Raw genomic sequence first — 24,656 nt, forward strand, 5'->3', positions numbered from 1 at the left:
TTCCGGTTCAGGAGACCCGCACGCGCGGGTCGAGGCGGACGTAGACGACGTCGACGAGGAAGTTCGCGGCCAGGACGGCGGCGGTGATGGTCAGGAAGATGCCCTGCATCAGCGGGTAGTCCAGGGCGGAGACGGCCGCGAGGAGCTGGTATCCCAGGCCGGGGTAGGCGAAGACGACCTCGGTGAGCAGGGCGCCGCCGACGACGAACCCGATGGCCATGCCGAACGAGGTGGTGGCCGGCAGGGTCGCGTTGCGGGCGCCGTACCGGAGCATGACGCGCGACGGTCGCAACCCCTTGGCCTCCGCCATGACGATGTAGTCCTCGGAGTTGGTGGCGATCATGGTGTTCCGCATGCCGAGCATCCAGCCGCCGATGGACACCAGCACGATCGTCGTGACGGGCAGGACGAGGTGTGCAGCGACGTCGGCGATGAACTCCGGCGACCAGGACGGGGTCATCCCCGCGCTGTAGGCGTGCCGGAGGGGGAACCAGCCGAGCGTGACCCCGAACAGGTACAGCGCACCCATGGCGAGCCAGAAGTAGGGGAAGGACCCGATGAAGACCAGGACCGGCGGCAGGATCGAGTCCAGCACGCCGCCCCGCCGCCAGGCGGCGAGGATCCCCAGGGAGTTCCCGACCACCACGGCGATGATCAGCGCGGTGCCGCCGAGCAGCAGCGTCCAACCGATCTGGCTGGCGATGACCTCGGTCACCGGGGTGGGGAACCGGGAGATGGAGACCCCCATGTCGCCCGTGAAGATGCTCTGCCAGTAGCTGAGGTACTGCTGCCAGATCGGGCGCTCGTCCAGCCCGAACAGGACGCGCATCTGGTCCACCTGCTCCGGGGTCATCCGTCCCTGGGACTGGCTGAGCATCCGGGAGACCGGGTCTCCGGGCATGAAGCGGGGGAGCAGGAAGTTGAGGGTGACCGAGACCCAGAAGGCGACCAGGTAGAAGCCCAGGCGGCTGACGACGAATCGCATGGCATTCACTCCGTTGTGTTGTGCTGCGCACCCGACGGCGCCTGCGCGGGACAGCGCGTGCGCCGTCGGGTGTGCAGCTGCGGGAGAAGGCGGGCGAGGGTTACTCGGAGACGACCGGCTCGAGCGTGGTCAGCACCAGGACCGTGGTGGGGCCGCGGGTCGACAGGGTCGCGTACGGGTCGTCCTCGGTCGGGAAGCCTGTGAAGCGCGTCGTGTTGAACGCACCCCACCGCGGACCGGGGAACAGCGGGACGACCGGCGCGAGCTCGTCGAAGAGCACCTGCAGCTCGTCGATCGCCTGCTGCTGGCTCGCTTCGTCGGTGGACCCCGCGAACTGCGCCAGGAGCGCGTCCGCCTCGGGCACCCCGAACCGGTGGTAGTTCTGCGTCGCCTGCTCACCGACGGGCTTGACCGTCTCGGTGGACATCACGCCGCGGAAGAACTGGTACGGCGTCGCCTCCATGTTGCTCCACACGATGCCCGTGTCGAAGCTGCCGTCCTCGTAACCGGCGACCACTGCGGACCAGTCCGGCGCGTCCACCGTCGCGTCGATGCCGACGTCGTCGAGGTTCTGGTCGATGATGTTCGCCGCCGACAGCCAGTCGGACGACGTCGCGCCGACGGAGATGTCGAACGCCAACGGCGAGCCGTCGGGCATCGTCCGGGTCCCGTCGGCTCCGCGGGTGTACCCGGCCTCGTCGAGGATCGCGTTGGCACCGTCGACGTCACGGTCGGTCCAGTCGCAGCCTCCCGCCACGGCCTCGTTGCGCCAGGCGTCGTACCCGTCGGACAACCCTGTGCAGTCGGCCGGGTGGGTGTAGCCCTGCATCGCGACCTCGGTGATGGACTCACGGTCGATCGCCATGCTCAGCGCCTTGCGGACCTGCACGTCGTCGAAGGGCGGCTTGGTCGTGTTCAGCTGCCAGTTGATCACGCCGTCGGTCGCCGGGAACCAGAAGTGCCGGTGGTCCGGGTCGTCGGCGACGAACGCGTTCTCGATGTCGGGGATGAACTGGTCGGCCCAGTCCGTCTCCCCGTTGGTGGTCGCCAGGTTCGCGGGGTCGTTGCCGGCGAAGGCCAGCATCTGGATGCCCTCGATCTTCTGCTTGTCGGGCTGCCAGTAGCTCGGGTTCTTCCCGAGGCTGAAGGCCTGGCTCTCGAAGCTGACGATCTCCGTGTACGGGCCGGTGCCGACCGGCGTCTCGTTCGTCTCGAGAGCCGCATCGTCGATGCTCTCCCAGATGTGCTTCGGCACGATCACCTGCCGGCCGAGCTCGTACAGCGCCGGGGCGAAGGGGGTGGTGAAGGTGAAGGTCACCGTGTCGTCGTCCTCGGCCGTGACCGTCTCGAGGTACTCGTAGCCGCCGGCGACCTCCTTCTGCAGCTCGAACGTGAAGGCCACGTCCGCAGCCGTGAACGGCTCCCCGTCCGACCACTGGACGCCCTCGCGCAGGGTGAACGTGAGCCCCGTCCCGTCGGGTGCGGGAGTCCACTCGGTCGCGAGCCACGGCGTCGTCGTGCCGTCGTTGGGGTTGAAGACCAGCAGGGACTCGTAGATCGCCTGCTGCGTCATCGGTGCGGCATTGGGCGAGAACGGGTTGAAGTTGCGGCTGAAGGTCGCCGTGTCCTCCCGGGGGATCTGCAGGAGCTGGGTGCCGTCGAGCGCACCGGACGTACCGCCTCCGGCGCACCCGGTCAGGGCGAGGGCTCCCGCAAGGGCGATCGCGCCCAGCGCGAGTCCCCGTCGGGACGTTGTCGGTCGTGTCATCATGTTGCTCTCCATTTCTCTGCTGCTTCTCTGCTGCTTCTCGGCTGCGAGCGAAGGTGTGGGAATGGGCTCGATCGGCTGACTGGACCTCAGACCGACGAGCGTTCGACCAGCGGGCAGCCGACCGTCACCTGTTCGGGTGCGATCGGCTGCCCGGCTGCCAGAGCGGCGCCGAGCATCTCGACACCGCGTGTGCCCATCTCGTGGAAGGGCAGCGCGACCGTGGTGAGCTTCGGCCGCAGGTACGCGGCGATCAGCTCCTGGTTGTCGAACCCGACGACGGCGACGTCGGACGGGATGGACAACCCGTGCTCCTTGATGGCGTCGTACGCGCCCATCGCGATGCGGTCGGTGCCGCAGAAGATCGCGGTGGGACGGTCGGCGAGGTTCAACAGGGCGCTCGCGGCCGTGTGGCCGCCATCGGCGGACGAGTCGTCCGACGACATCACGAGGTCGTCCACGGGCTCGATACCCGCTTCGGCCAGGGCCCGGCGGTAGCCGGCGAGCCGGCCGCGCGCTGCCGTCGTGTCGGGCTGGAGGTTGATGAATCCGATGCGTCGGTGACCAGCCTCGATCAGGTGACGCGTCGCGCTGTGTCCTCCACCCTCCTCGTCGGGCACGATCGACGGCAGGCGACCGTCTGCGTCGAAGCAGTGGACAAGGACCGTCGGCACGTCGAAGGCGATCGACGGCAGCGTGACCTCGCGATGGAAGCCTGAGGCGTAGATCAGCCCCTCGACACGCTGCTCCAGCAGCTTCTCGATGGCCGCGCGCTCGAGTCCGGGATTGCCGTCGGTCGCCGCGATGAGAAGGAACTTCCCTTCCTGCCACGACCGGTCCTGTGCTCCCTTCACCGTCTCCATCCCGAACGGACTGGTCACGATCTCCGTCACCAGTCCCAGCAGGCCGGACCGCTGAGCGGCCAGCGCCCGGGCGGCGGCGTGCGGCCGATACCCGAGCTCCTCGGCGGCCCGCAGGATCCGCTCTCGGGTCGCGGGCGAGACGCTGCCGTCGTCGCGGTTGTTCAGGACGAACGACACCGCTGTCCTGGACACCCCGACCCGCTGGGCGATGTCCCCCATACGGACTGCCTTTGATCCATCGCCGGCCACGGCACACCATCCTGTCGACGTTGACTCTTGGTCAGCGGCATCCGTGGGGCGCAGTCAGTCGAGAACTAACGCGCGTTAGGACGATCGCTTGGCGGGGACCTTACGCGCGTTAGTTCCGGAATGTCAACGGCCAAGATCCCCAGCAGTACTGGTCCTCGCCGAGAGCCGTCACACGACGCCGATCTCCCCGCCGGTCACGGCTCACCCGATCCACGCGTCGTGGATGCCGCCGACCGCGACTGTCCCGGGCGAGCGGGGCAGGAAGGGAACGGACGATGACTCGTTTCGGCAACAAGCGGGTCCGGGGGCGGTGATCGCCGGTGCGTGATCGGCTCTCGTAGTGGGGACCAGGCAGCAGTACGAACGGCCGTTGGCCCGGCAAGACCTCGGAGCGGACGACGGGAATCGAACCCGCGTAGCCAGTTTGGAAGACTGGGGCTCTACCATTGAGCTACGTCCGCACAGGTCCGGCTGCTGCATGCTCAGCCTGGACCGCGGCACCCAGGGTACCGGGTGCGTGAGGGCGCAACGTGCACCGCCCTCGGCCCAAGGGCCTGGTGGGTGCGCCGGGATGTGGCGCAGGTTGGTAGCGCGTCCGCTTTGGGAGCGGAAGGTCGTGGGTTCGAATCCCGCCATCCCGACAGAGTTCGACGACGGCGGAGCGGCTCCCACCGTCGCCCGCCTGACGGCGACACACTGACCCCGTGCTGCACCTGCGGATCTCGGTCCCGGCGGACCTCACGAGCGGCGTCGTCGACGTGCTCGAGCGCGCGCCCGCGGTGAGCAGCCTGGCGGTCTTCGACGGTGCGTCGCGGCGGCCCGTGGGCGACGTCGTGCTGGCCGACATCGCGAGGGAGGCCGCCAACGGAGTCCTCGACGAGCTGCTGGAGCTCGGCGTGCAGCGCGAGGGCACGCTGAAGATCGAGCCGGTGGACACGTGGGTGTCGCGGCCGGGGTTCGACGCCGAGCAGCTCGCGCCGGGCAGCAGCGCGGACGCCGTCGTCTGGATCGACGTCACGAGACGTGCGTACGCCGAGTCGGAGCTGAACTGGACCTACCTGAGCTTCATGTGCTTCGCGACGCTCATCGCCGGGATCGCCATCGTGCTCGACTCGCAGATCCTCATCATCGGCGCGATGGTGCTCGGGCCGGAGTTCGTCCCCATCGCCGCCCTCGGCATCGCGCTGGTCCGCCGCCGGTTCCACCTGCTCCGGATGGCGCTCTGGACGATCGTGGTCGGGTTCCTCATCGCCATCCTCGTCACGTGCGTCGCGGCACTGGTGGCCAAGCAGCTCGGCTGGGTGACGCTCGAGCAGGTCACGGCCCCGCGTCCGGACACGGCGTTCATCTACTCGCCCGACAAGTGGTCGTTCATCGTCGCGGTCATCGCAGGAGCTGCCGGGGTGCTGTCGTTGACGTCGGCGCGCGTCGGTGGGCTGGCCGGTGCGTTCATCTCGGTGACCACCGTGCCCGCCGCGGGCAACATCGCGCTCGGTCTGGCGTTCGGGCAGCTGACCGAGGTCCGCGGAAGCGCGCTGCAGCTGGGCGTCAACATCGTGGGCATGGCCATCGCGGGCTGGCTCACGCTGGTGTTCCAGAAGACGGTGTGGAACCGGTTCGCGGAACGGCGCGAGCGTCTGCGGGAGAAGATCCTGCGCAGGAGCTGACGCGGGGGGATGTATCAGGGCGAATCGCCCAGGGTCTTCGTCGGGGAATGCCCCCGTCACCTCTCGGAGAACCCCATGAGCAGGATCCTGTTCGCCCTCACGCCCGTCACCGGCCACGTGCGACCCGCCCTCCCGCTGGCCCGCGCCCTCGTCGAGGAGGGCCACGACGTCGTCGTCTACACGGGCCGCAAGTTCGCGCAGGCCATCACCGCGACCGGCGCCAAGCACGCGCCGATCGTGCAGGGCCGCGACCTCGACGACGCCGACTTCGACGCCTGGTCGCTGGCGCACGGTGCGCCGGCACCGGGTATCAAGCGGCTGCAGTGGGACGTGCTCCACCACTTCGTCGCCACGGTGCCCGGGTTCCTGTCCGACATCGACAGCCTCGTCGCCGCCGAGCGTCCCGACGTGATCGTCATGGACAACGGGTTCATGGCCGGGGCGATCGCCGCACGCCGGCACGACCTGCCGTCGGTGCTGTTCTCGGTCTCTCCGCTGGCCATCTCGAGCAAGGACACCGCGCCGTTCGGCATGGGCCTCCAGCCGCCGCGGACCGGCCTCGACGGCCTGCGGTATTCCCTCCTCGACTGGTTCACGCGCAAGGTCGTGTTCCGGGACGTGCAGAAGGCGGCCGAGCGGATCGTCGCGGATGCCGGCCAGCCGGTGCCGGACGGCTTCTTCCTCGACTGGGCCCAGACCGACGTCACCCGGGTGCTGCACCCGTCGGTCCCGTCGTTCGAGTACCCGCGCAGCGACCTGCCGGAGCACGTCGAGCTCGTCGGCCCCTACCTGCCGGCCGGCATCGACCGGTTCGACGCGCCCGCCTGGTGGGACGACGTGCTGGAGGCGCGCGCGACGGGTGTGCCCGTCGTGCTGGTCACGCAGGGCACGGTCGCGACCGACCCCGAGCGGCTCCTCTGGCCGACGATCGACGGCCTCGCCGACGAGGACGTCCTCGTCGTGGCGACCACCGAGCCGCTCGACGCGTTCCCGCCGAACGTGCGCGCCGCGTCGTTCGTGCCGTTCGACCGGCTCCTTCCGCTCGTCGACGTCCTGGTCACCAACGGCGGCTTCGGCGGGGTCCAGCAGGCGCTCGCCGCGGGGGTGCCCGTCGTCGTCGCCGGTCGGTCCGAGGACAAGGCGGAGGTCGGTGCGCGGGTGGTCTGGTCCGGCGTCGGTCTGGCGCTGCCCACCGACAAGGTCACGGACGGCACGACGTCGCAGGCCGTCCGCGACGGGGTGAGCCGGGTGCTGGACAACCCGTCGTTCGCCCGCCGGGCCGCGGAGCTGGCCCAGGAGTACGCGGAGTACGACGGAATCGCGCGGACCGTCTCGGTCGTCACGGAGGTCGCGGGCGCCGGTCGGTGAGTGGATGCGGATTGTCCATTCCTGCGAAGGATGCCGCAAGAGTGATAGCGCCTCGACTTCGGATGAGTTTGGGCCGATGGGCCTCCGTATGGGAACCTACCCGGGGCGGTAACCACGGGCCGCGACAGACTCGGTCGACGTCCGTGCGTTGCGGGAGCAATTGAGGAGACTGGAGCCGACGTGGGCAGGATCGCCGTTCGGCATGTCCTCGACTCAGTTGCCTGGGCCATCGGCATCTTCGGCGCTGTCGCATTTCGCTACGACTTCCAGCTGGACCAGATCCATGTCGACCCGCTTGTGGCGGTCTGGCTGCTCGCGGCGTTGCTGCAGGCGGTCATCGGTCGCCTCGGGCACGCGTACGGCACGCGGCACCGGATCGGCACGCTCGCCGAGGTCAACAGCATCTTCTGGGTCACGTTGACAACAGGGCTCGTAGTCGGCGCCGTCGTGGTGCTCGTCGGGCAGTCGGTAATGGTCCCGCGCAGTTCGATCCTGATTGCCTTCCCGATCGCCTTCGTGATCATGGGTGGGGTGCGGTACCTCGACCGCCGGTTCACGGAGCTGGCGACACGCCCGCCCGAGGGTTCGGCCCGAGTGCTCGTCTACGGCGCCGGCTACCTCGGATCTACCCTCGTGCGGCGGATGCTCACTGATCCCTCCGCGAATCTGATGCCGGTGGGCCTGATCGACGATGCGCCGGAGCGCCGCAACACCTGGGTCGACGGCGTCCGAGTTCTCGGCACGGGGGCGGACCTCGAGGCCGTCACGCGGCGGACCGGTGCGACGGAACTCGTCGTCGCGATCGCTCGAGCGGACGCAATCCTGTTGCGGCAGATCTCCGACGGCGCACGTCTGGCCGGTCTCAACGTCAAGGTGCTCCCGCCGCTGGAAGAGATCCTTAGTGGTAAGTCACGGCTACGGGACCTTCGCGACGTCTCGATCGAAGACCTCGTGGGTCGTCGGCCAATCGACACCCAATTCGAACTAGTGGCCGGTTACGTCGAGGGCAAGCGCGTGCTGGTCACGGGTGCTGGTGGCTCCATCGGCTCCGAGCTGTGCCGTCAGTTGTTCCAGTTCTCGCCCGCCGAGCTCATCATGCTGGACCACGATGAGACAGGACTCCAGGCGACACAGATCTCCTTGACGGGCCAGGGTCTGCTCGACGGCGATGACGTGGTGCTGGCGAGCATTCGCGACGCCGCGACGATCCGGGAGGTGTTTGAGCAGCGGCGCCCCGAAGTGGTCTTCCACGCGGCTGCACTGAAGCACCTACCCGTCCTTGAGCGGTATCCGGAGGAGGCGTGGCAGACGAACGTCGTCGGGACCCTCAACGTGCTCGAAGCGGCGCTCGCGGTCGACGTCGGCGTCTTTGTGACCATCTCGACGGACAAGGCTGCCAACCCGATCAGCGTCCTGGGCATGTCGAAGCGGGCTGCGGAGCGGCTCACGGCGTGGGCGGCGCTGCAGTCGGAAGGTCGTTACCTCTCGGTCCGCTTTGGCAACGTGCTCGGCAGCCGCGGCTCTCTTGTGCCCACTTTCGCGTCCCTCATCGACTCAGGCGGCCCCCTGACCGTCACGCACGCCGAGGCGACTCGCTATTTCATGACGATTCCCGAGTCGTGTCAGCTGGTCATCCAGGCCGGCGCGATCGGCAACCCCGGCGAGGTCCTGATTCTCGACATGGGCGAGCCCGTGCGCATCCTGGACATCGCAAACCGCATGATCGAGATGTCTGGACGAGACATCGCGATCGTGTTCACTGGTCTGCGCCACGGCGAAAAGGTGCACGAAGAGCTGGTTGGGTCGGACGAGGTGGGCCGTCGGCCGGTCCACCCGCTGATCTCGCACGCGTGCGTCGACCCTCTGGACCCGGGCGACCTCGAGCTGGAGAGGACATGGTGCAGACCGACAGGATCTACCTCTCGCCCCCCGACGTCGGCGCGCTAGAGGAGCAGTACATGCTCGACGCCGTGAGGTCGGGTTGGGTCGCGCCGACCGGTCCCTACCTCACGGCCTTCGAGTCAGCCGTCGCGCAGCGCGTCGGAGTCGACCACGCTGTCGCCCTCTCCTCAGGGACAGCCGCGTTGCACCTCGGTCTCTTGACGCTCGGAGTCGGCCCGGGAGATGTAGTCGTGACGTCCACCCTGACGTTCGTGGCGACCGCGAACGCCATCACGTATACGGGCGCGGAGCCGGTGTTCGTGGACGTCGATCCGGTCTCGGGCAACCTCGACGCCGAGCTTCTGGACGAGGCGCTCACGGCGCTGGCTCGCGACGGTCGGCGAGTCGCCGCGGTCGTGCCGGTCGATCTGCTCGGGCGCGCCGCCGATTACACGACCCTAGAGCCGATCGCGTTGCGGCACGGCGTCCCCGTGCTGGCAGACGCGGCGGAGGCGATGGGCGCGTCACACGCAGGGCGAGCGGCGGGGTCGTTCGGCGCTGCGGCGGTGCTGTCGTTCAACGGGAACAAGATCATGACCACGTCCGGCGGCGGGATGCTCCTCTCCGACGATGGCGAACTCGCCCGGCGGGTCCGGCACCTATCCACCCAGGCGCGACTCCCGGTCCTCCACTACGAGCACGACGAGGTCGGGTACAACTATCGCCTGAGCAACCTCCTGGCCGCCGTGGGCCTGGCCCAACTCGAGCGGCTCGACACCATGATCGCCCGACGCAGGGCAATCCGGCAGCGCTACCGCGACCAGTTCGCGGCCGTTGGAGGCGTCCAGATCTTCCAGGGTGTCGACGACGACGATGACAACTCCTGGCTGACCGCCCTGCTCGTCGACCCCGCTGAGGCAGGCTGGTCGTCCGGCGACCTCGTGGACCATCTGCAGCAATGCAACATCGAGAGTCGACCCCTGTGGAAGCCGATGCATCTGCAGCCCGTCTTCGACGGCACGCGCTCGTTCCGAACGGGGACCGCTGAGGTCATCTTCTCCCGAGGCGTGACCCTGCCCAGCGGCTCGGCACTCGACGACGGACAGTTGTATCGCGTGCAGATGGCGATAGCGGACTTCCTGGTCGGGCGCGCATGAGCGACACCGTTGCCTATCGCTGGAGCAAGCGCACGCTGGACGTCGTTGTCGCCGGCGGCGGGCTGGTCCTGCTGTCGCCTTTGCTACTTGTCGTAGCAGTCGTCGTGCGGGTAGGCGTCGGCTCTCCCATCCTCTTTCGACAGGTCCGGCCGGGACGCGGGGCGCGCCCGTTCACTCTTCTGAAGTTCCGCACCATGCGTGGTGACGGGTCGACGGGCGTCGGGAGCGACGCCGCACGGATCACTCGCGTCGGTGCCGCACTGCGCGCCACGAGCTTGGACGAGCTCCCGTCGCTGGTCAACGTCGTCCGCGGGGAGATGAGTCTCGTAGGTCCCCGCCCGCTGCTCGTGCAGTACCTGGACCGCTACACACCGGAGCAGGCCCGCCGGCACGAGGTCAAGCCCGGTGTGACTGGGCTGGCACAGGTTCGCGGCCGCAACGCCCTTGACTGGGACACGCGACTTTCCCTCGACGTCGAGTACGTGGACACGTGCTCCTTTGGGCTCGACCTCGGGATCCTCCTCGAGAGCGTCTCGGCGGTCGTGCGTCGGCACGGCATCGTCGCCCCCGGGACCGTCAGTGCGATCGAATTCCGGGGCTCAGACGCCGGGGGTCGCACATGACCCGCCCAGTGGTGGTCGTCGGAGCGGGCGGGTTCGGGCGCGAGGCGCTCGACGTGCTCGCGGCGATGGTGCGTGCCGGCTCGGATCTGCAACTCGTCGGTGTCGTCGACGACTCGCCGTCCGAAGACGCACTCGCCCGGCTGACTCGCCGCGGGGCGCCGTACTTAGGGCCGCTCGACGAGTGGCTGTCCACGCGCCCGGAGGCGGGCTGCGTTCTGGCGGTCGGCGCGCCGCAGTCCCGCGGCCGGCTGGTGGCCCGGCTCGCGGTCACAGGCGTCGAGCCCGTCACGCTCTTGCATCCGTCGGCTGTGATTGGTGAGCAAGTGCGCATCGGCCCCGGCGCGGTCCTGTGTGCCGGCGTCCAGGTTTCCACCGAGGCCGTCCTCGGGGCGTGGTGCCACCTCAATTCTGGCAGCATCGTCGGGCACGACACTGTGCTCGGCGACTTCGTGTCCGTCAACCCCGGCGCGATCCTGTCCGGGTCCGTGCACGTGGGTGACGGGGTGCTGGTCGGCGCCGGTGCCGTCATCCTGCAAGGGCTGTCTCTCGGGGCATGGTCCACGGTCGGCGCCGCCGCCTGCGTGACGCGCGACGTGCCGGAGGCCGTCGTCGTGAAGGGGGTACCAGCGCGGTGAGGGTGTTGGTCGTGTCGCAGTACTATGCGCCGGAGCCTGTCCCGATCCCCGCGTCGATCGCTATGGGGCTCCGGGCGCGAGGGCACGACGTTCGGGTGGTGACTGGGCTGCCCAACTACCCGGAGGGTCGCCTTTACCCCGGATACGCCCGGCGCGGTGAAGTGCGCGAGGTCGACGGCGTCGCGGTGCGGACTGTGCCGATGATCGTGAGCCATTCCCGCAACCCGCTCGGTCGGATCCTCAACTACGTGAGTTTCGGCCTCTCGTCGCGGCGGCTGGTCCGGAACGCGGACCGGTTCGACGCTGTGTACGTCTACGCCCCGCAGCTCACTGCCGCGATCGGACCGCGCACTTGGTCGCGCCGGTACGCGCTGCCCTACGTCCTGCACGTCCAGGACGTGTGGCCCGACTCGATCGTCGGTTCGGGGATGCTCGGCGCGTGGCTCGGACGCGGGGTGGGTGCGCTACTCGGCCCGTGGATCCGGTCGGTGTACCGCTCGGCCGGAGCCGTCGTGGCCATCGCTCCCTCGATGGCCCAGCTCCTCGTAGAAAGAGGAGCGTCGGCCGACCGGACGAGCCACGCGCTCAACTGGTCTGTGAACGAAGAGATGTCGGCGGAGGTGGCTGCCGCCCGCACACCGCAGGACCGCAGGACTACGGTCACATTCGCCGGTAATCTCGGCGAGGTCCAGGCCCTGGACGTCCTGATCCGGGCCGCTTCCCGGGTGCGTGACGTGCCTGGCCTCGTCGTCGAGATCGTCGGCTCCGGCGTCGCCGAGGAGCGCTTGCGCGACCTCGCCCAGGAACTCGGTGCGGACAACGTCCGCTTCCTCGGCCGCGTCGACGCGGCCGGGATGAGAGACGTGTACCTCCGCTCTGACTTTCAGCTGGTGTCCCTCGCCGACCTGCCCCTGTTTCGGGTCACGGTGCCGTCGAAGCTCGCGGCGAGCCTCGCGTGCGGAGTCCCCGTCGTCGTCGCCGTCGCTGGGGATGCGGGCCAGCTGGTCCGCGACGGCGACTGCGGCCTCGTCGTTGCGCCGGGCGACGACGACGCGCTCGTCGAGGCATTGCGGTCGGCCGCGAGGTCGACCGCCGAGCAACGCGGGTCCTGGGGCCGGAACGCCCGGCAGACCTACGAGTCCAAGATGTCCGCCCGCGCGGGCATCGACACCATCGAGCACGCCCTGCTGAAGGTGCTCGTCCACGAACACATGGAGTCCGCACGATGAGTGCCTACGAGGGTAAGAAGGTCCTGGTCACGGGGGGCACCGGGTCGTTCGGGCGCACCGTGGCCCAGCGTATGCTCACGTTGGGCGTCGACGAGGTCCGGGTCCTCAGCCGCGACGAGGAGAAGCAGGATGCAATGCGGCACGAGCTCCGGGATGGGCGCGCCCGCTTCTACGTCGGAGACGTCCGCGACGCTCTGAGCGTCGAGCGCGCTGTGCGCGGTGTCGACTACGTATTCCACGCCGCTGCCCTCAAGCAGGTGCCTTCCTGCGAGTTCTTCCCGCTCGAGGCCGTTCGCACCAATGTTCTGGGGAGCGAGAACGTGGTCCGACTGTCCGAGGCCGCTGGCGTCAGCTCCGTGGTGTGCCTGTCCACCGACAAGGCCGTGTACCCCGTGAACGCGATGGGGATGAGCAAGGCTCTCATGGAGAAGGTCGCCCAGTCCCACGGTCTCAACGACCCGGATGCCGGCACCGTGGTGTCGTGCGTCCGTTACGGCAACGTCATGTACTCGCGCGGCTCGGTGATCCCGCTGTTCATCAAGCAGGTCCGAGCGGGCAAGAACCTCACCGTGACGGACCCCGGAATGACGCGGTTCATGATGTCTCTGCAGCAGTCGGTCGAGCTCGTGGAGTTCGCCTTCATGCACGCCCAGCAAGGTGACTTGTTCATCCGCAAGGCCCCGGCGTGCACGATCGGGGACCTTGCGACGGCCATCACGGAGCTTTTCGAGTCGTCGTCGCGCGTGGACGTCATCGGCATCCGGCACGCCGAGAAGCGGTTCGAGGCGTTGGCGAGCCGTGAGGAGCTCGCGCGCGCGGTTGACGAGGGCACGTACTTCCGGATCCGCGCGGACAACCGCGACCTGAACTACGCGATCTACGTCGACGAGGGGGACCGCAGCCAGAGCCAGTTCGACGACTACGACTCCCAGAGCGTCGAGCGGATGAGCCTCAACGAGATCAAGGACATGCTCCTGCTCCTCCAGCCGGTGCGGGCCGAGCTCGCGGCGGCCGGGATCACGGTCCCGTGACGCGGACGGTACTCACCGGCGGTGGTGGCTTCCTCGGCCTGCACGTCCGAGCGGCGCTGCGCGAGCGGGGCGACGAGGTCACCACGCTGGCCGTCGGTCACGCGTTCGACGCGGACGCCGCCCGGCGGGCTGTGGAGAACAGCGACTTGGTGATCCACCTGGCAGGGGTCAACCGAGGGACCGACGGTGAGGTTCGCGACGGCAACGCGCTCTTCGCGGAGCAGCTCGCGTCCGTGCTCGAGCAGGGCACCACCGCCCGCCGGGTCGCGTACGCGGGCTCCGTGCAGTCCGACGTCGGCGGCATCTACGGGCAGGCGAAGGCGGACGCCGCGACGCGGCTCACTGGCGCTGCGAACCGCGTGGGTGCCGAGTTCCATGATCTCCGACTGCCCAACCTGTTCGGCGAGCACGGCCGGCCGTTCTACAATGCCGTCACCGCCACGTTCTGTCACCTGCTGGCGCGTGGCGAGCGCCCGAGGGTCGACGTCGACCGCGGTCTGCGGCTGCTGCACGCACAGGACGCCGCAGACTTGCTGGTGGGCACATTCCCGTCCTCCGACCTGGAAACCCTGGTCCAGGAGCTCAGCGTCGTCGAGCTGCTCGAGCGGCTTACGGCGATGGCCGCCACGTACTCCACCGGCGACATCCCGGACGTGGCCCAGAAAGTGGACCGCGACCTGTTCAACACATACCGCTCGTACGTCACTGAGTTGCGCCCTGCGGTTCCCCTCGTTCGGCACTCCGACGCACGAGGGTCGTTCTTCGAGATTGCGCGGACGCACGGCGGTCCCGGGCAGTCGTCATTCTCAACCACCAAGCCTGGGATCGTGCGTGGTGAGCATTTCCACAGGCGCAAGATCGAACGGTTCACGGTCCTGTCCGGCCGCGCGGTCATCTCGCTACGCCGTCTGTTCGGCACGGAGGTGGTCCACGTCGAGGTCGACGGCGAGCACCCGCTCGCGGTCGACATGCCGACGCTATGGGCCCACAACATCCAGAACGTCGGTGACGAGCTGCTGTACACGTCGTTCTGGACGGACGACATCTTCGACCCGACCCGACCCGACACGATCGCAGAGGTGGTGTGATGGCCCCCCACCGGCCCAAGGTGCTGACGGTCGTCGGCACCCGCCCCGAGATCATCCGGCTCGCCGCCGTGATGCACCGGCTCGACCGCGAGGTCGACCACGTCCTGGTGCACACCGGACAGAACTACGACTACGAGCTGAACGAGGTGTTCTTCGACGACCTCGGTCTGCGTCGACCTGACCACTTCCTCGAGGCGGACACACGCTCCCTCGGCGCGGTGCTGGGCTCGATCCTGATGAAGGTCGAGGCCGTCCTGCTGCAGGAGAGACCGGACGCGGTCCTCGTCCTCGGGGACACCAACAGCTGCATCGCCGCACTGATGGCCCGTCGCCTCCGCATCCCGACCTACCACATGGAGGCGGGCAACCGGTCGTTCGACCTCAACGTCCCGGAAGAGACCAACCGTCGGCTGGTCGACCACGTGTCCGATTACAATCTCGTCTACACCGAGCATGCCCGTCGCAACCTCCTGGCTGAGGGCATCCATCCGTCGCGGATCCTCCTGACGGGCTCGCCCATGCGCGAGGTGCTGGAGGCGAACCGGGACGGGATCGCCGGGAGCGACGTGCTCGAACGCGAGGGTCTCAGCGCGGGCGGCTTCTTCCTCGTGAGCAGCCACCGCGAAGAGACCGTCGACGACCCGGCGCGCCTGGGCGCCCTCCTGGCCACGCTCACGCAGCTGCGCGACGCGTACGGTCTGCCCGTGCTGGTGTCAACGCACCCGCGCACCAGGGCGCGCCTCGAGGCCCAGCCTGCCGACCTCAAGGAGGGGATCGTCTTCCACCGCCCCTTCGGGTTCCACGACTACCTCCGGCTGCAGACCACGGCCCGGGCCGTGCTCTCCGATAGCGGGACGATCAGCGAGGAGTCGTCGCTGCTCGGCTTCCCCGCGATCTCGCTGCGGGACGCCATCGAGCGGCCAGAGGCCCTGGACACCGGTGTGACCATCACGACCGGCGTACAGGGACCCGCCGTGCTCGACGGCCTCGCCGCGACGATCCGGCAGTTCGACGACGAGGGCCCGGCCGCGGTGCCGGCGGACTACCAGATTGCCGACACGTCGCGGCGGGTGGTCAACTTCATCCGGTCTACTTTCCACACCCACCATGCGCGGGTCGGGATCCGTCCTGCGGAGCGCTCGGCTCGGTGAACCTGTCGCCGACGGTCCGTGCGCTCTTGGCGCGCGCGGCGTCGATCGTCGCCTCGTTCGCCCTGACGATCGCGGTCGCGCGGAACCTGACGGTCCCCGCGGCCGGCTCGTTCTTCGTGGTGTACACCGTTGGCGCCGTGGCGGCGACGCTCGGACGGTTCGGCGTCGACAACCTCGCGATCAAGCTGCTCGGCGGGACCGGCCCCGTCCGGGGCGAGCTGCGGCAGGGCTGGAAGGTCGTGACGATCGCCGGGCTCGCCGCCGGCCTGCTGCTCGGCGTGGCGCTCGAGTTCCTGGACGTCGACGGGCTCGACGGCACGGCCGTGGTCTGGGCCGCCGTCGCGGTGCCTCCACAGGCCCTCGCCGTCGTCGCAGGCTCCATTCTGCGCGGCCAGGGGCGGATGGTCTCGGGCGTGCTCGCCGAGCTCGGCTCGGTGCCGATCCTGTCGACTGTCCTCGTCGTCGCCGCCACGGCGGGCCCCGGGCTGACGCTGACGAGGGCGATCGTCGCGTTCGCTGTCGCCGCGCTGATCACGGCCACGTGGTCGGTCGCGCTGGCCGTCCGCTCAACCCGCGAGCGGCCCAACGGCCCAGCGGGTGACGGGCTACGCGAATTCGTCCGGCGCCGGGGCGCGACGCTCTCGTCGATGATGGGTACGTCCCTCGTGTTCTACGCGGTCGCCTGGGCGCCCGTCCTCGTGCTCACCGTCGCAGGCAGGCCCGACTCGGTCGCTTGGGTCAGCGTCGCCACGCGGCTGGCCAACTTTGTGACCCTGGTCCCGGCGATCCAGGTGAGCTATCTGACACCGCGATTCTCTGAGCTCTATCACTCGGGGCGGCTCGACGACCTCAACCACCTCACGCGGCGAAGCACCGCGCAGGCCCTGGCGCTGGTCGTGCTGCCGAGCCTCGTGCTGATCGTGGCCGCCGCGCCTCTGATCTCGCTGCTCTACGGACCGGGATTCGAGCCCGCCGCGGACATGCTGCGGATCCTGGCCGTCGGCGCGCTCGTCGTGGTGGCTCTCGGTCAGGTGAACCCGCTCATGCTTCTGTGCGACCTAGAACACCGGGCCCTTGTGCTGTCGATGGCGATCGCCTCGGTCTGGTTGACCCTCGGGCTGTGGCTCGCCCTCCACAGCGGGGCACTGGCGACGGTCGCCCTGGCTGCTGTTCTGGGCGCCGTCTACTCCCTGGCCGCCGCGGTCATCCTGCAGCGGCGGCGGCGCGTCCGCTCCTACTTCTGAGCCTCGGGACCGGACGTCGGTTCGGGATCCAGCTCCGTGCCAGTGCCACGTCGAGCGAGAGCGCGTCGAACCTCCCGCACCGCGAACAGCACCACAAGGGCGAGGAAGCCGAGGTAGGCAGGCCCATTGCTCGTCAGCACATTGTTCTGGGCCATGAAGAACATCGTCAGCCACCCCTGGCAGAAGACGGTCACGGACAGCCAGTCGGCATCGCGAACGGCGCGCCGCCAGAAGACAGCTAGCGCGGCCGCGAACAGGCCCACGACGAGCGGAACTACGACCCACGGCAGGTCGTTCGCCATCCACGACCACGCGGTGCTCCAGTAGGCCGTGTCCGACCACCCGCGGGCGGCGAGCTGGTCGGTGATGACCGTCGCGTCCGACGTGCCGCCCTCGCTGAGCAGCCCTGAGAGCGCGGGGGAGTGCCTGTAGCCGCCACCGAACGACCATGTGCCGGACAGGGCGCGACTCAGTCCTTCCATCGACTGGCTGACGTAGCTGGCGACGTAGGTCGTCAGCGCCTCCCACGCGGTCGGCGGGCGGGTGGACGTGCACTCGGCGATGCCGGGCGCGCACAGTGGCTGGACGGCGCCCTGCCGGGTGATCTTGCGGGCGATGAAAGACAAGGTGAACAGCACGAGGACGACTGTCGCGACGGCGGCCGTCCGCCAGGATGGGCGAATGCCGCGGCGGACGCGGGAGAGCACCCATGCTGCCAGGACGAGCAGCACGGCAGAGGTCATGTAATAGTCCCGGCCCACCAAGACGCTCATGGTGAGCTGCGTCACGAGCGCGAGCCCGAACAGCACCGGGTATCTCCGGTGCTCGAACCATGCCCAGGCCGTGCACGGGACTGCGGCCAGGGTGAAGGGAGCCGCGATGGTCTGCACGACCACGACGCCCATCCGACCCGCCGTCCCGTCGGCCACCTTCTCCGCAGCTGCCGCGAAAGCGCCACCCTGGTCACTCAGCGCGTCGAGAACCTGCCAGGCCTGGAAGCCCGAATAGCTCGACGCCCACGGCACCAGGAGAACGAGCGCCGCGATGGTCCCGACGAGCACCGGCACCGGTGGTATCCGCCCGAGCACCGCCGGTCTCACCTCGCCGGCCATACGCGCTCCGACGAGCACGAACCCTGCCGTGGCCAGCAGCACGACCACCGTCACGAACGCGACCGTCGGCCACAGGTTGGAGCGGACGTAAGGGATGGGAAAACCTGTGGCCCATACCAGGAGGCTCAGCGCCCACCAGGCGGTGATCGACAAGATGGGCACAAGGAGGACGGGCCACGGCTCGCGACCCGTCCGGGCAACAACTACCCCCGGCGTCTCGAGACCGAGGCGCGCCCGCCACGGTCGGGTTGTCGAATGGGCGTCAGGGCGGCGGGCCATCGGGCGATCTCCGTCGTGGTTCATGGCATCCGGGAGGCTGCCGTCCACCCGCGGAGTCTACGGACTTCCGGGCAGTGGTCTGGCATGTCGTCGGCGGGGGGCGCCCAGCGAATTCCCAGGTTGTCTGCACCGACCGCACAGGCGGGGCCCGTACACTTCCGGGGTGCTGGGCGGCCGAAGGATCCTCATCTTCACGAGCGTCTTCGCCAGGTCGCCTCGCGAGGCGTGGCTGGTGGACGACCTCGTGGACTCGCTGCTGCGCGCGGGAAATCTGGTCGATGTCGTTGTCGCCGACACCACGCGCCCCCGGCCGCGAGGACTCCAGCCCGAGACGTCGGCGGGGCTTCGAGTCCTGAGCGTCGGACCACACTTCGAGGTCCGGTCCGCGCCGGCCAAGCTGGTCGCCTACCTCCTCTCCGGGCTGGGTCTGTGGTGGACCGCGCGACGCTGGACCCGGCGGGAGACGTATGACCTCGGCCTGTACACGTCGATCGCCTGCTTCACCTGGGGTGTGCCAGGGCACCTGCGGCGAAGCGGTGTCGTCCGTAGGCTCACCCTCGTCCTGTGGGACTTCTTCCCCGTGCACCAGCTGGAGATCGGCCGCATTCGCGCCAGGTGGGCCGCCGGGTTGATGAAGGCGACCGAGGCGGCGGCGATCCGCTCCGCCGACGTCGTGGCGCTGATGAGTCCGGCAAACGTGGCGTTCTTCCGGCGATACTTTCCTGGAGTCAACGCGCGCACCGTCGTTGTGCCGCCGTGGTCCTCGTCGGGTGACGAGCCCGTGGGCGCCGCGCACCCAGACGGTGACCGCCTCCGCGTCATGTTCGGCGGTCAGCTCGTCCGCGGCCGGGGGGTCGAGACGATCGTGGACGCCGCCGCGCTCCTGCGCGAGGATCCGATCGACATTCTCATTGCGGGGGACGGGCCCGAGCGGGAAGGCCTCGAGCATCGCGCGGCCGGGATCGACGGGATCGAGTTCCTCGGGATGCTGGCGCGTGCAGACTACCGGGCACTGCTCCGTACGGTGGACGTGGGCGTGGCGGTGACCGTCGGCGGGGTGAGTGTGCCGTCCTTCCCGTCCAAGATCGTGGAGTACTGCGGTCTGGGTGTCCCCGTGGTCGTGGCCGTCGAGCCGACATCGGACGCCGGCGCCATGGTCGAGTCGCGGGGGGCCGGGCTTGTGATCCCCGTGGACGACGCTCCGGCGCTCGCAAGCGCCCTTCGAGCACTGCGGTCCGAGCAGGTCGACGGCGCTCTCGCACGGCGCGCCCGGAGCGCTAGGAAGCTCTACGACGACGAGCTCTCCGCGGACGCCGCGGCCACGAGGCTCGTCGAGTCCTCACTGGACGGCGCGGGGTTGCCTGGGGCACTGCCCCGATGACGGGAACCCGGGCACAACGCCGGCCGTCCACGCACGCGCCCGTGTCGGCGAGTCCGTCGGTCGAGCCCGCCGGGCCGCGCGGGGGTCGCACCGGGCGGCAGGTGCGCGGTCTGGCGCCCCGCCATGTCATCCGGCGGAGGAGCGCGTTGCGCCCGTGCCTGCTCGCCGGGCTCGCAGCTCTGGTGTTCGTCGCGTCGTGGGCGATCGCGCAGGCCTGGCAGGCGACCAACCAGATGCGTCAGGCGGCTGCCGCGGTCGCCATCGCCAAGGAGCAGGTGGTCACGGGCGACTACGACGCGGTCCCAGCCACCTTTTCGGAGATCCGTCGGCACGCCGCTTCCGCGCGTGCGGCGACGCAGGACCCGGTGCTCCGACTCGCCGAGCGTGTGCCGCTACTGGGCCGCAACTTGGCCGTGCTGCGAGAACTGACCGAGGTCGTCGACGACACGCTCGCCGCGGCCGAACCGATGGCCGACTTGGTCCCGAAGTTCAGCGCGGAATCGTTGGCGCCGCAGGACGGCAAGATCCCGCTAGGGCCGCTGACGCACGCCGCAGAGGTCGTCACCGGCGTGGCTGACGGCGTGACGGCGGCGCAGGAGGATCTGGCCGGCATCGACACCGCGGGAACGGTGCCTCAGCTGGGTGCCGCGCATACGCAGCTGAGCGAGGTCCTCAACCAGCTGGCACCGGCACTGCAGGACGCGGCGCCTGTGGTGAAGCGCATCCCGGCGATGCTTGCCGCGGGCGGTAGCCGGACCTACGTCGTGATGTTCCTCAACAACGCCGAGCTGCGGTCGCTCGGCGGCACGGCACTGTCCTTCGCTGAGATCGACGTGGCGGACGGTGCGATCTCGTTGGCCCGCGTGGTCCCGGCGACGGACCCGGCGTTCCTTCAGCACACCGCGTCGATCATCCCTATCCGCGGCGGGTTCGACGACAGCGTGTACCCGGGTGCGGTCGGCCGGTTCATCGCGAACGCGACGACGCGCCCGAGCGCGGAGACCGCCGCACAGGTAGTCCAGGCGGAGTGGCGATCGGCGTTCGGCAAGGAGATCGACGGTGTCGTCTCGATGGACGGCCGGGCGCTCGCGTACGCGCTGACCGCGCTTGGTCCGATCACGTTGTCCACCGGGGACGTCGTCACGTCGGACAACGTGGTCAGCCTGCTGTTCAACCAGGTCTATGTGCGCTACAACTCCGGCGACATCCTGGCCGATGACGCCGCTCAAGGTGCCGTGTACGCCGAGACGGTCCTGCTGACGTTCGCCAGGCTGACGTCCGGGCAGTTCGACCCTGCCACCTTGTTCAGTGGCTTGGCGTCCGCAGTGCAGGGCGCCAACCTGACCGTCTGGCTGGCCGACGGCGACGAGCGCGCGGCGCTCGAGCGGACTGGCGCGGGTGCCGTCGGACTCCCCGTGAGCACGCCGACGACCGATGCCGCGGGCGTCTACATCAACGACCAGGTGGGTTCGAAGCTCAACTTCTACCTCGGCAGCTCTCTCACCACCGGCAGTGCTGTCTGCACCCCGGACGGCCGGGTGGTTCACCGGGAGACCCTGACGCTCACCAACAAGCTCCCCCCGGAGGCGGTGGCCGGTTTGAGCCCGTCGATCGCGGGGCTGGGGCACGCGGATCTCGGCATCCCGACGGGGACGCAGCGGCTGCTGCTCTTCTTCTACCTGCCGGTGAAGGCGGCGACAGTCGGTGCCAGGGTCGACGGGAGTCCTGTCGAGCTTGTGGAGCCGATTTACGACGAGGGGCGAGAGGTCCTGGCGCTCTCCGTCCAGGTCCCGCCGGGAGAGACGCAAGAGGTAACCGTGGATTTCCTCATGGACGAGCCCGGTCAGCGGCAGCTCGTCACGGCGGTGACGCCGACCTCGGACGGCACGCTGCGCCAGGCGGAGCCGCTGTCGTGCGACTCCGTCATACTGCGCTGAGCTTTGCGACCTTCTGGGCTTGACCCCATCGACCGTGTGCGATGAGGACGAGCCAGGCTGTGAGGGCCGTCGGACCGGCCCATCCGAACAGGGTCGACTCGCTCTGCTCGGCGACGAGCACGCACACCACGGCACCCAGCAGTGGCGACCGGCGGCCCGACCACAGGGCGCCGACCATCACAGCGAGGAGGGCCAGCAGCCCGATGACGCCGGTCTCGACCAGCGTGGCGAGCAGGATGTTGTGAGCCGACATTCCGGCGACGAGCTCGGTCGTCCGGTAGCCGATCCCGACGACGGGGTGCTGTGCCCACAACTCGAGCAGGGTGCGCCACAGCGCCCAGCGTCCCGACGTCACGTCGTCCGTGGGGAGGCGGCTCAGGAGATCCGGCACCAGGAGTGCGGCTCCGACGGCTGCCGCGAGGCCGGCCACCAGCGCAGCGAGCGCTGCCCTTGAGCGCCCCAGGGCTAGGAGGGTGACGATGACGCCGGCCGCAGCTGCGAGCGCGGCCCCTCGGGACTGCGACAGCGCGACGGGGACGAGCAGCACGAATGTCGCTGCGAACGCCCATCGACGTCGCCGTACGTCGGTGACACCCAGCGTTAGCGCGAGCGCCGTCACGAGCGACGTGGCCGAAACCATGCCTAGGTAGTTGGCGTTCGAGAAGACGCCGACCGCGCGACCATACGGTCCGATGGCCCAGGGTTCCTTCGCGAGCACGAGTGCGGTGGATGTGAGCGACCAGAAGGATCCCGTCACCGTCATCGCCACCAGGTCTCCACGCAGCAGCCCCGGTGCCGGCCGCCAGCGGGAGTAGCCCGTGCCGACGACCATGACGAGCATCACCAGCAGGACGGCCGTCTGGGCCAAGCTCGTACCCCGGTGCGGGCTCGGCAGCGAGCTCACGAGCGCGGCGGCAGCCAGACCCAGGGCGCCTACCTGGACGAGCAGGTCGGGCCGGTCGGGTCGGGCCGGCACCCATGCGACGGCGAGCACGACGGCTAAGAACAGCATGGGGGTAAACGTCGCGAGCTCCACGACGATCCCAGGTATCCGGTTCCCGAGCGGAGACTCTCCCAGCATCGTCGCCGTGAGGGTGATCGGTACCATCACGCGCCACGGCAGAGGGGCAAGCGCGAGGGCGCGAGCGGCTCGGATCACGGTCGGTCGTCGTCCCCTGGAGAGAAGCCCGCGGCCGCGCGGTCGACAGTGTCGGACGGGCACCGGGACCGGTGGCAGTGGACCGATGCTACCGGTTCGGGGGGCCCTCGTTCTGCTGCGTCGAAGGTGTGGGCTGTCCGACACAGCCTCTCGGCTTGGGACCGCCGCTCCCCGTGGCGTAAGGTCGAGGGTCGCCAGCGTGCGGTCGTCGGGCCCCTCTTCGGGGTGCGGGCGACGGCGTGCGGCCCTGAACCAACGGAGATCGCCGGAGTCGCCGGCGCCCGCCCCGATCAGTTGGAGACCATCGAAGTGAAGAGCGCCGTCGAGACCCTGGAGCCCACCAAGGTCAAGCTGACCGTCGAGGTGACGTACGACGAGCTCAAGCCGAGCATCGATCACGCGTACGAGCACATCGCCCAGGACGTCGTCGTCCCCGGCTTCCGCAAGGGCAAGGTGCCGCCGCGCATCATCGACCAGCGCGTCGGTCGCCCCGCGGTCCTCGAGCACGCGATCAACGAGGGCCTGTCCGGCTTCTACGCCGAGGCCGTCCGCGAGAACAAGCTGCGCCCCCTGGGTCAGCCCGAGGTCGAGGTCACCAAGGTCCCCGGCCTGACCGCTGCTCCCGCCGGCGAGGAGGGTGAGCTGCACTTCACCGCCGAGGTCGAGGTCCGCCCCGAGATCACCGTCCCGGCGCTCGACGGCATTGCCGTCACGGTCGACGACGTCGAGGTGTCCGACGAGGACGTCGCCGCCCGTCTCGACGCGCTGCGCGAGCGCTTCGGCACGCTGGTCGGCGTCGACCGACCGGCCGCCGAGGGCGACTTCGTCGTCATCGACCTGACCGCCACCATCGGCGACGAGCAGGTCGACAACGTCTCCGGCGTCAGCTACCAGATCGGCTCGGGCAACATGCTCGAGGGTCTCGACGAGGCGCTCACGGGCCTCTCGGCGGGCGAGGCGACCACGTTCGAGACGGCCCTTGCGGGCGGCGACCACGCCGGCGAGACGGCTCTGGTCAACGTCACCGCTACGACCGTCAAGGAGCGCCAGCTCCCCGACGCCGACGACGACTTCGCGCAGCTGGCCAGCGAGTTCGACACGCTCGAGGAGCTCACGGCGGACCTGCGCACGCAGGCGTCCAGCATCAAGGCGTCGAACCAGGCCGTGCAGGCCCGCGACCTCCTGCTCGAGCAGCTGCTGGCCGCGACCGAGATCCCCGTCCCGGCGGGCGTCGTCGAGGCCGAGGTGCACCGTCACCTCGAGGGTGAGGGCCGGCTCGAGGACGACGAGCACCGTGCCGAGGTCGGCGAGCAGGCCACCACCGCGCTGCGCAACCAGATCCTCCTCGACACGCTCGCCGAGCAGCTGGAGATCAAGGTCAGCCAGAACGAGCTGCTGGACTACCTGGTGAACGCGTCGCGCCAGTACGGCATGGACCCGAACACGTTCATCCAGACCATCGACAAGCAGGGCCAGATCCCGACGATGGTCGCCGAGGTCGCGCGGTCCAAGGCGCTCGCCGTCGCGCTGCGTCGCGTCGCGGTGACCGACGGCTCCGGCCAGGCCGTCGACCTCTCGGAGTTCATCGGCTCCGACGCCGAGGACGCCGCGGAGGAGGCCGAGATCGCCGGGGCCGCTGCGGCTCCGTCCGACGCCGCGACCGACATCGCTGCGTTCGACGTGTTCGACGACGAGACCGCCGAGGACACCAAGGCCTGAGGCAGCACCGGGAGGCCCCGCACCGATCACCGGTGCGGGGCCTCCCGTCTGCCCGGTCGCCGTGCTCTGCCGTCAGCGAAAACGCTCGGTGGCGGGACATGGGCGGGTGGGGGTGCGCGTTAGGGTCACT

Annotated in this window: 19 protein-coding genes and 2 tRNA genes; 15 read left to right on the forward strand and 6 right to left on the reverse strand. The window is 69.4% G+C overall.

Annotation, left to right across the window (positions count from 1 at the left end; all coding sequences use genetic code 11):
- Nucleotides 1-7 precede the first annotated feature (7 nt).
- From J2X26_RS12645 to J2X26_RS12660, 4 genes are all read right to left on the reverse strand, one after another.
- Nucleotides 8-985, reverse strand: a complete 978-nt coding sequence (locus J2X26_RS12645) for an ABC transporter permease (protein ID WP_055921620.1) — start codon at nt 983-985, stop codon at nt 8-10.
- Nucleotides 986-1,085: 100 nt separating this feature from the next.
- Nucleotides 1,086-2,753, reverse strand: coding sequence for an ABC transporter substrate-binding protein (locus tag J2X26_RS12650; RefSeq protein ID WP_307492748.1), 1,668 nt, complete (start codon nt 2,751-2,753; stop codon nt 1,086-1,088).
- Between the two features lie 89 nt (nt 2,754-2,842).
- Nucleotides 2,843-3,835: a LacI family DNA-binding transcriptional regulator gene (locus tag J2X26_RS12655; protein WP_307492749.1), complete on the reverse strand. Its 993-nt coding sequence runs from the start codon at nt 3,833-3,835 to the stop codon at nt 2,843-2,845.
- 420 nt (nt 3,836-4,255) lie between these two features.
- Nucleotides 4,256-4,326: transfer RNA gene (locus J2X26_RS12660), tRNA-Gly, on the reverse strand.
- A 106-nt stretch (nt 4,327-4,432) separates the two neighbouring features.
- Between J2X26_RS12660 and J2X26_RS12665 the strand changes: the two genes are divergently transcribed.
- From J2X26_RS12665 to J2X26_RS12720, 12 genes are all read left to right on the forward strand, one after another.
- Nucleotides 4,433-4,506, forward strand: a tRNA-Pro gene (locus tag J2X26_RS12665).
- A gap of 63 nt (nt 4,507-4,569) precedes the next feature.
- Nucleotides 4,570-5,532 (forward strand): DUF389 domain-containing protein, encoded by a 963-nt coding sequence (locus J2X26_RS12670; protein ID WP_307492751.1) that lies wholly within the window; start codon nt 4,570-4,572, stop codon nt 5,530-5,532.
- 75 nt (nt 5,533-5,607) lie between these two features.
- Nucleotides 5,608-6,900 (forward strand): glycosyltransferase, encoded by a 1,293-nt coding sequence (locus J2X26_RS12675; protein ID WP_307492752.1) that lies wholly within the window; start codon nt 5,608-5,610, stop codon nt 6,898-6,900.
- A gap of 180 nt (nt 6,901-7,080) precedes the next feature.
- The gene (locus tag J2X26_RS12680; RefSeq protein WP_307492754.1) at nt 7,081-8,847 is read left to right on the forward strand and encodes a polysaccharide biosynthesis protein; all 1,767 of its coding nucleotides are present in this window, start codon (nt 7,081-7,083) and stop codon (nt 8,845-8,847) included.
- 11 nt (nt 8,848-8,858) lie between these two features.
- On the forward strand, nt 8,859-9,938 hold the full coding sequence (locus tag J2X26_RS12685; protein WP_307493170.1) for an aminotransferase class I/II-fold pyridoxal phosphate-dependent enzyme: 1,080 nt from the start codon (nt 8,859-8,861) through the stop codon (nt 9,936-9,938).
- Nucleotides 9,935-10,561: a sugar transferase gene (locus J2X26_RS12690; protein WP_307492755.1), complete on the forward strand. Its 627-nt coding sequence runs from the start codon at nt 9,935-9,937 to the stop codon at nt 10,559-10,561. The genes J2X26_RS12685 and J2X26_RS12690 overlap by 4 nt, the downstream gene beginning before the upstream one ends.
- Nucleotides 10,558-11,196, forward strand: coding sequence for an acetyltransferase (locus J2X26_RS12695; protein ID WP_307492756.1), 639 nt, complete (start codon nt 10,558-10,560; stop codon nt 11,194-11,196). The genes J2X26_RS12690 and J2X26_RS12695 overlap by 4 nt, the downstream gene beginning before the upstream one ends.
- A gap of 62 nt (nt 11,197-11,258) precedes the next feature.
- Nucleotides 11,259-12,425, forward strand: a complete 1,167-nt coding sequence (locus J2X26_RS12700) for a glycosyltransferase family 4 protein (RefSeq protein ID WP_307493171.1) — start codon at nt 11,259-11,261, stop codon at nt 12,423-12,425.
- A complete protein-coding gene (locus tag J2X26_RS12705) occupies nt 12,422-13,456 on the forward strand; it encodes an SDR family NAD(P)-dependent oxidoreductase (RefSeq protein ID WP_307492757.1) in 1,035 nt (344 codons plus the stop codon). The genes J2X26_RS12700 and J2X26_RS12705 overlap by 4 nt, the downstream gene beginning before the upstream one ends.
- A complete protein-coding gene (locus J2X26_RS12710; RefSeq protein WP_368671706.1) occupies nt 13,453-14,544 on the forward strand; it encodes a polysaccharide biosynthesis C-terminal domain-containing protein in 1,092 nt (363 codons plus the stop codon). The genes J2X26_RS12705 and J2X26_RS12710 overlap by 4 nt, the downstream gene beginning before the upstream one ends.
- On the forward strand, nt 14,544-15,695 hold the full coding sequence (gene wecB / locus J2X26_RS12715) for a non-hydrolyzing UDP-N-acetylglucosamine 2-epimerase (RefSeq protein WP_307492760.1): 1,152 nt from the start codon (nt 14,544-14,546) through the stop codon (nt 15,693-15,695). Before J2X26_RS12710 ends, wecB begins: the two co-directional genes overlap by 1 nt.
- On the forward strand, nt 15,692-16,939 hold the full coding sequence (locus J2X26_RS12720; RefSeq protein WP_307492761.1) for a lipopolysaccharide biosynthesis protein: 1,248 nt from the start codon (nt 15,692-15,694) through the stop codon (nt 16,937-16,939). Before wecB ends, J2X26_RS12720 begins: the two co-directional genes overlap by 4 nt.
- Here J2X26_RS12720 and J2X26_RS12725 read toward each other — a convergent pair.
- Entirely contained in the window at nt 16,930-18,105 is a 1,176-nt protein-coding gene (locus J2X26_RS12725) for a hypothetical protein (RefSeq protein ID WP_307492763.1), read from the reverse strand. The two genes, J2X26_RS12720 and J2X26_RS12725, sit on opposite strands and share 10 nt — an antisense overlap.
- Nucleotides 18,106-18,910: 805 nt before the next feature.
- On the opposite strand from J2X26_RS12725, the gene J2X26_RS12730 reads away from it, so the two are divergent.
- Together J2X26_RS12730 and J2X26_RS12735 are read left to right on the forward strand one after the other, a co-directional pair.
- On the forward strand, nt 18,911-19,711 hold the full coding sequence (locus tag J2X26_RS12730) for a glycosyltransferase (protein ID WP_307492764.1): 801 nt from the start codon (nt 18,911-18,913) through the stop codon (nt 19,709-19,711).
- Between the two features lie 146 nt (nt 19,712-19,857).
- Complete coding sequence (locus tag J2X26_RS12735; RefSeq protein WP_307492765.1) at nt 19,858-21,648, forward strand: DUF4012 domain-containing protein; 1,791 nt, start codon at nt 19,858-19,860, stop codon at nt 21,646-21,648.
- Here J2X26_RS12735 and J2X26_RS12740 read toward each other — a convergent pair.
- Nucleotides 21,635-22,660, reverse strand: a complete 1,026-nt coding sequence (locus J2X26_RS12740; protein ID WP_307492767.1) for an O-antigen ligase family protein — start codon at nt 22,658-22,660, stop codon at nt 21,635-21,637. The two genes, J2X26_RS12735 and J2X26_RS12740, sit on opposite strands and share 14 nt — an antisense overlap.
- A gap of 456 nt (nt 22,661-23,116) precedes the next feature.
- Between J2X26_RS12740 and tig the strand changes: the two genes are divergently transcribed.
- Nucleotides 23,117-24,526 carry a trigger factor gene (gene tig / locus J2X26_RS12745; RefSeq protein ID WP_307492768.1) on the forward strand — a complete coding sequence of 470 codons (1,410 nt, stop codon included), beginning with the start codon at nt 23,117-23,119 and terminating at the stop codon, nt 24,524-24,526.
- The last annotated feature ends 130 nt before the right edge of the window (nt 24,527-24,656 follow it).

The sequence above is a fragment of the Cellulomonas humilata genome, assembly GCF_030814415.1.
Taxonomy (GTDB): Bacteria; Actinomycetota; Actinomycetes; order Actinomycetales; family Cellulomonadaceae; genus Cellulomonas; species Cellulomonas humilata_A.

Excerpts from the sequence above, each read along its gene's own strand:
- J2X26_RS12645 (WP_055921620.1), bottom strand. The coding sequence starts at position 985 with ATGCGATTCGTCGTCAGCCGCCTGGGCTTCTACCTGGTCGCCTTCTGG.
- J2X26_RS12650 (WP_307492748.1), bottom strand. The coding sequence starts at position 2,753 with ATGACACGACCGACAACGTCCCGACGGGGACTCGCGCTGGGCGCGATC.
- J2X26_RS12655 (WP_307492749.1), bottom strand. The coding sequence starts at position 3,835 with ATGGGGGACATCGCCCAGCGGGTCGGGGTGTCCAGGACAGCGGTGTCG.
- J2X26_RS12675 (WP_307492752.1), top strand. The coding sequence starts at position 5,608 with ATGAGCAGGATCCTGTTCGCCCTCACGCCCGTCACCGGCCACGTGCGA.
- J2X26_RS12685 (WP_307493170.1), top strand. The coding sequence starts at position 8,859 with ATGCTCGACGCCGTGAGGTCGGGTTGGGTCGCGCCGACCGGTCCCTAC.
- J2X26_RS12690 (WP_307492755.1), top strand. The coding sequence starts at position 9,935 with ATGAGCGACACCGTTGCCTATCGCTGGAGCAAGCGCACGCTGGACGTC.
- J2X26_RS12695 (WP_307492756.1), top strand. The coding sequence starts at position 10,558 with ATGACCCGCCCAGTGGTGGTCGTCGGAGCGGGCGGGTTCGGGCGCGAG.
- J2X26_RS12700 (WP_307493171.1), top strand. The coding sequence starts at position 11,259 with ATGGGGCTCCGGGCGCGAGGGCACGACGTTCGGGTGGTGACTGGGCTG.
- J2X26_RS12705 (WP_307492757.1), top strand. The coding sequence starts at position 12,422 with ATGAGTGCCTACGAGGGTAAGAAGGTCCTGGTCACGGGGGGCACCGGG.
- wecB (WP_307492760.1), top strand. The coding sequence starts at position 14,544 with ATGGCCCCCCACCGGCCCAAGGTGCTGACGGTCGTCGGCACCCGCCCC.
- J2X26_RS12740 (WP_307492767.1), bottom strand. The coding sequence starts at position 22,660 with ATGCTGTTCTTAGCCGTCGTGCTCGCCGTCGCATGGGTGCCGGCCCGA.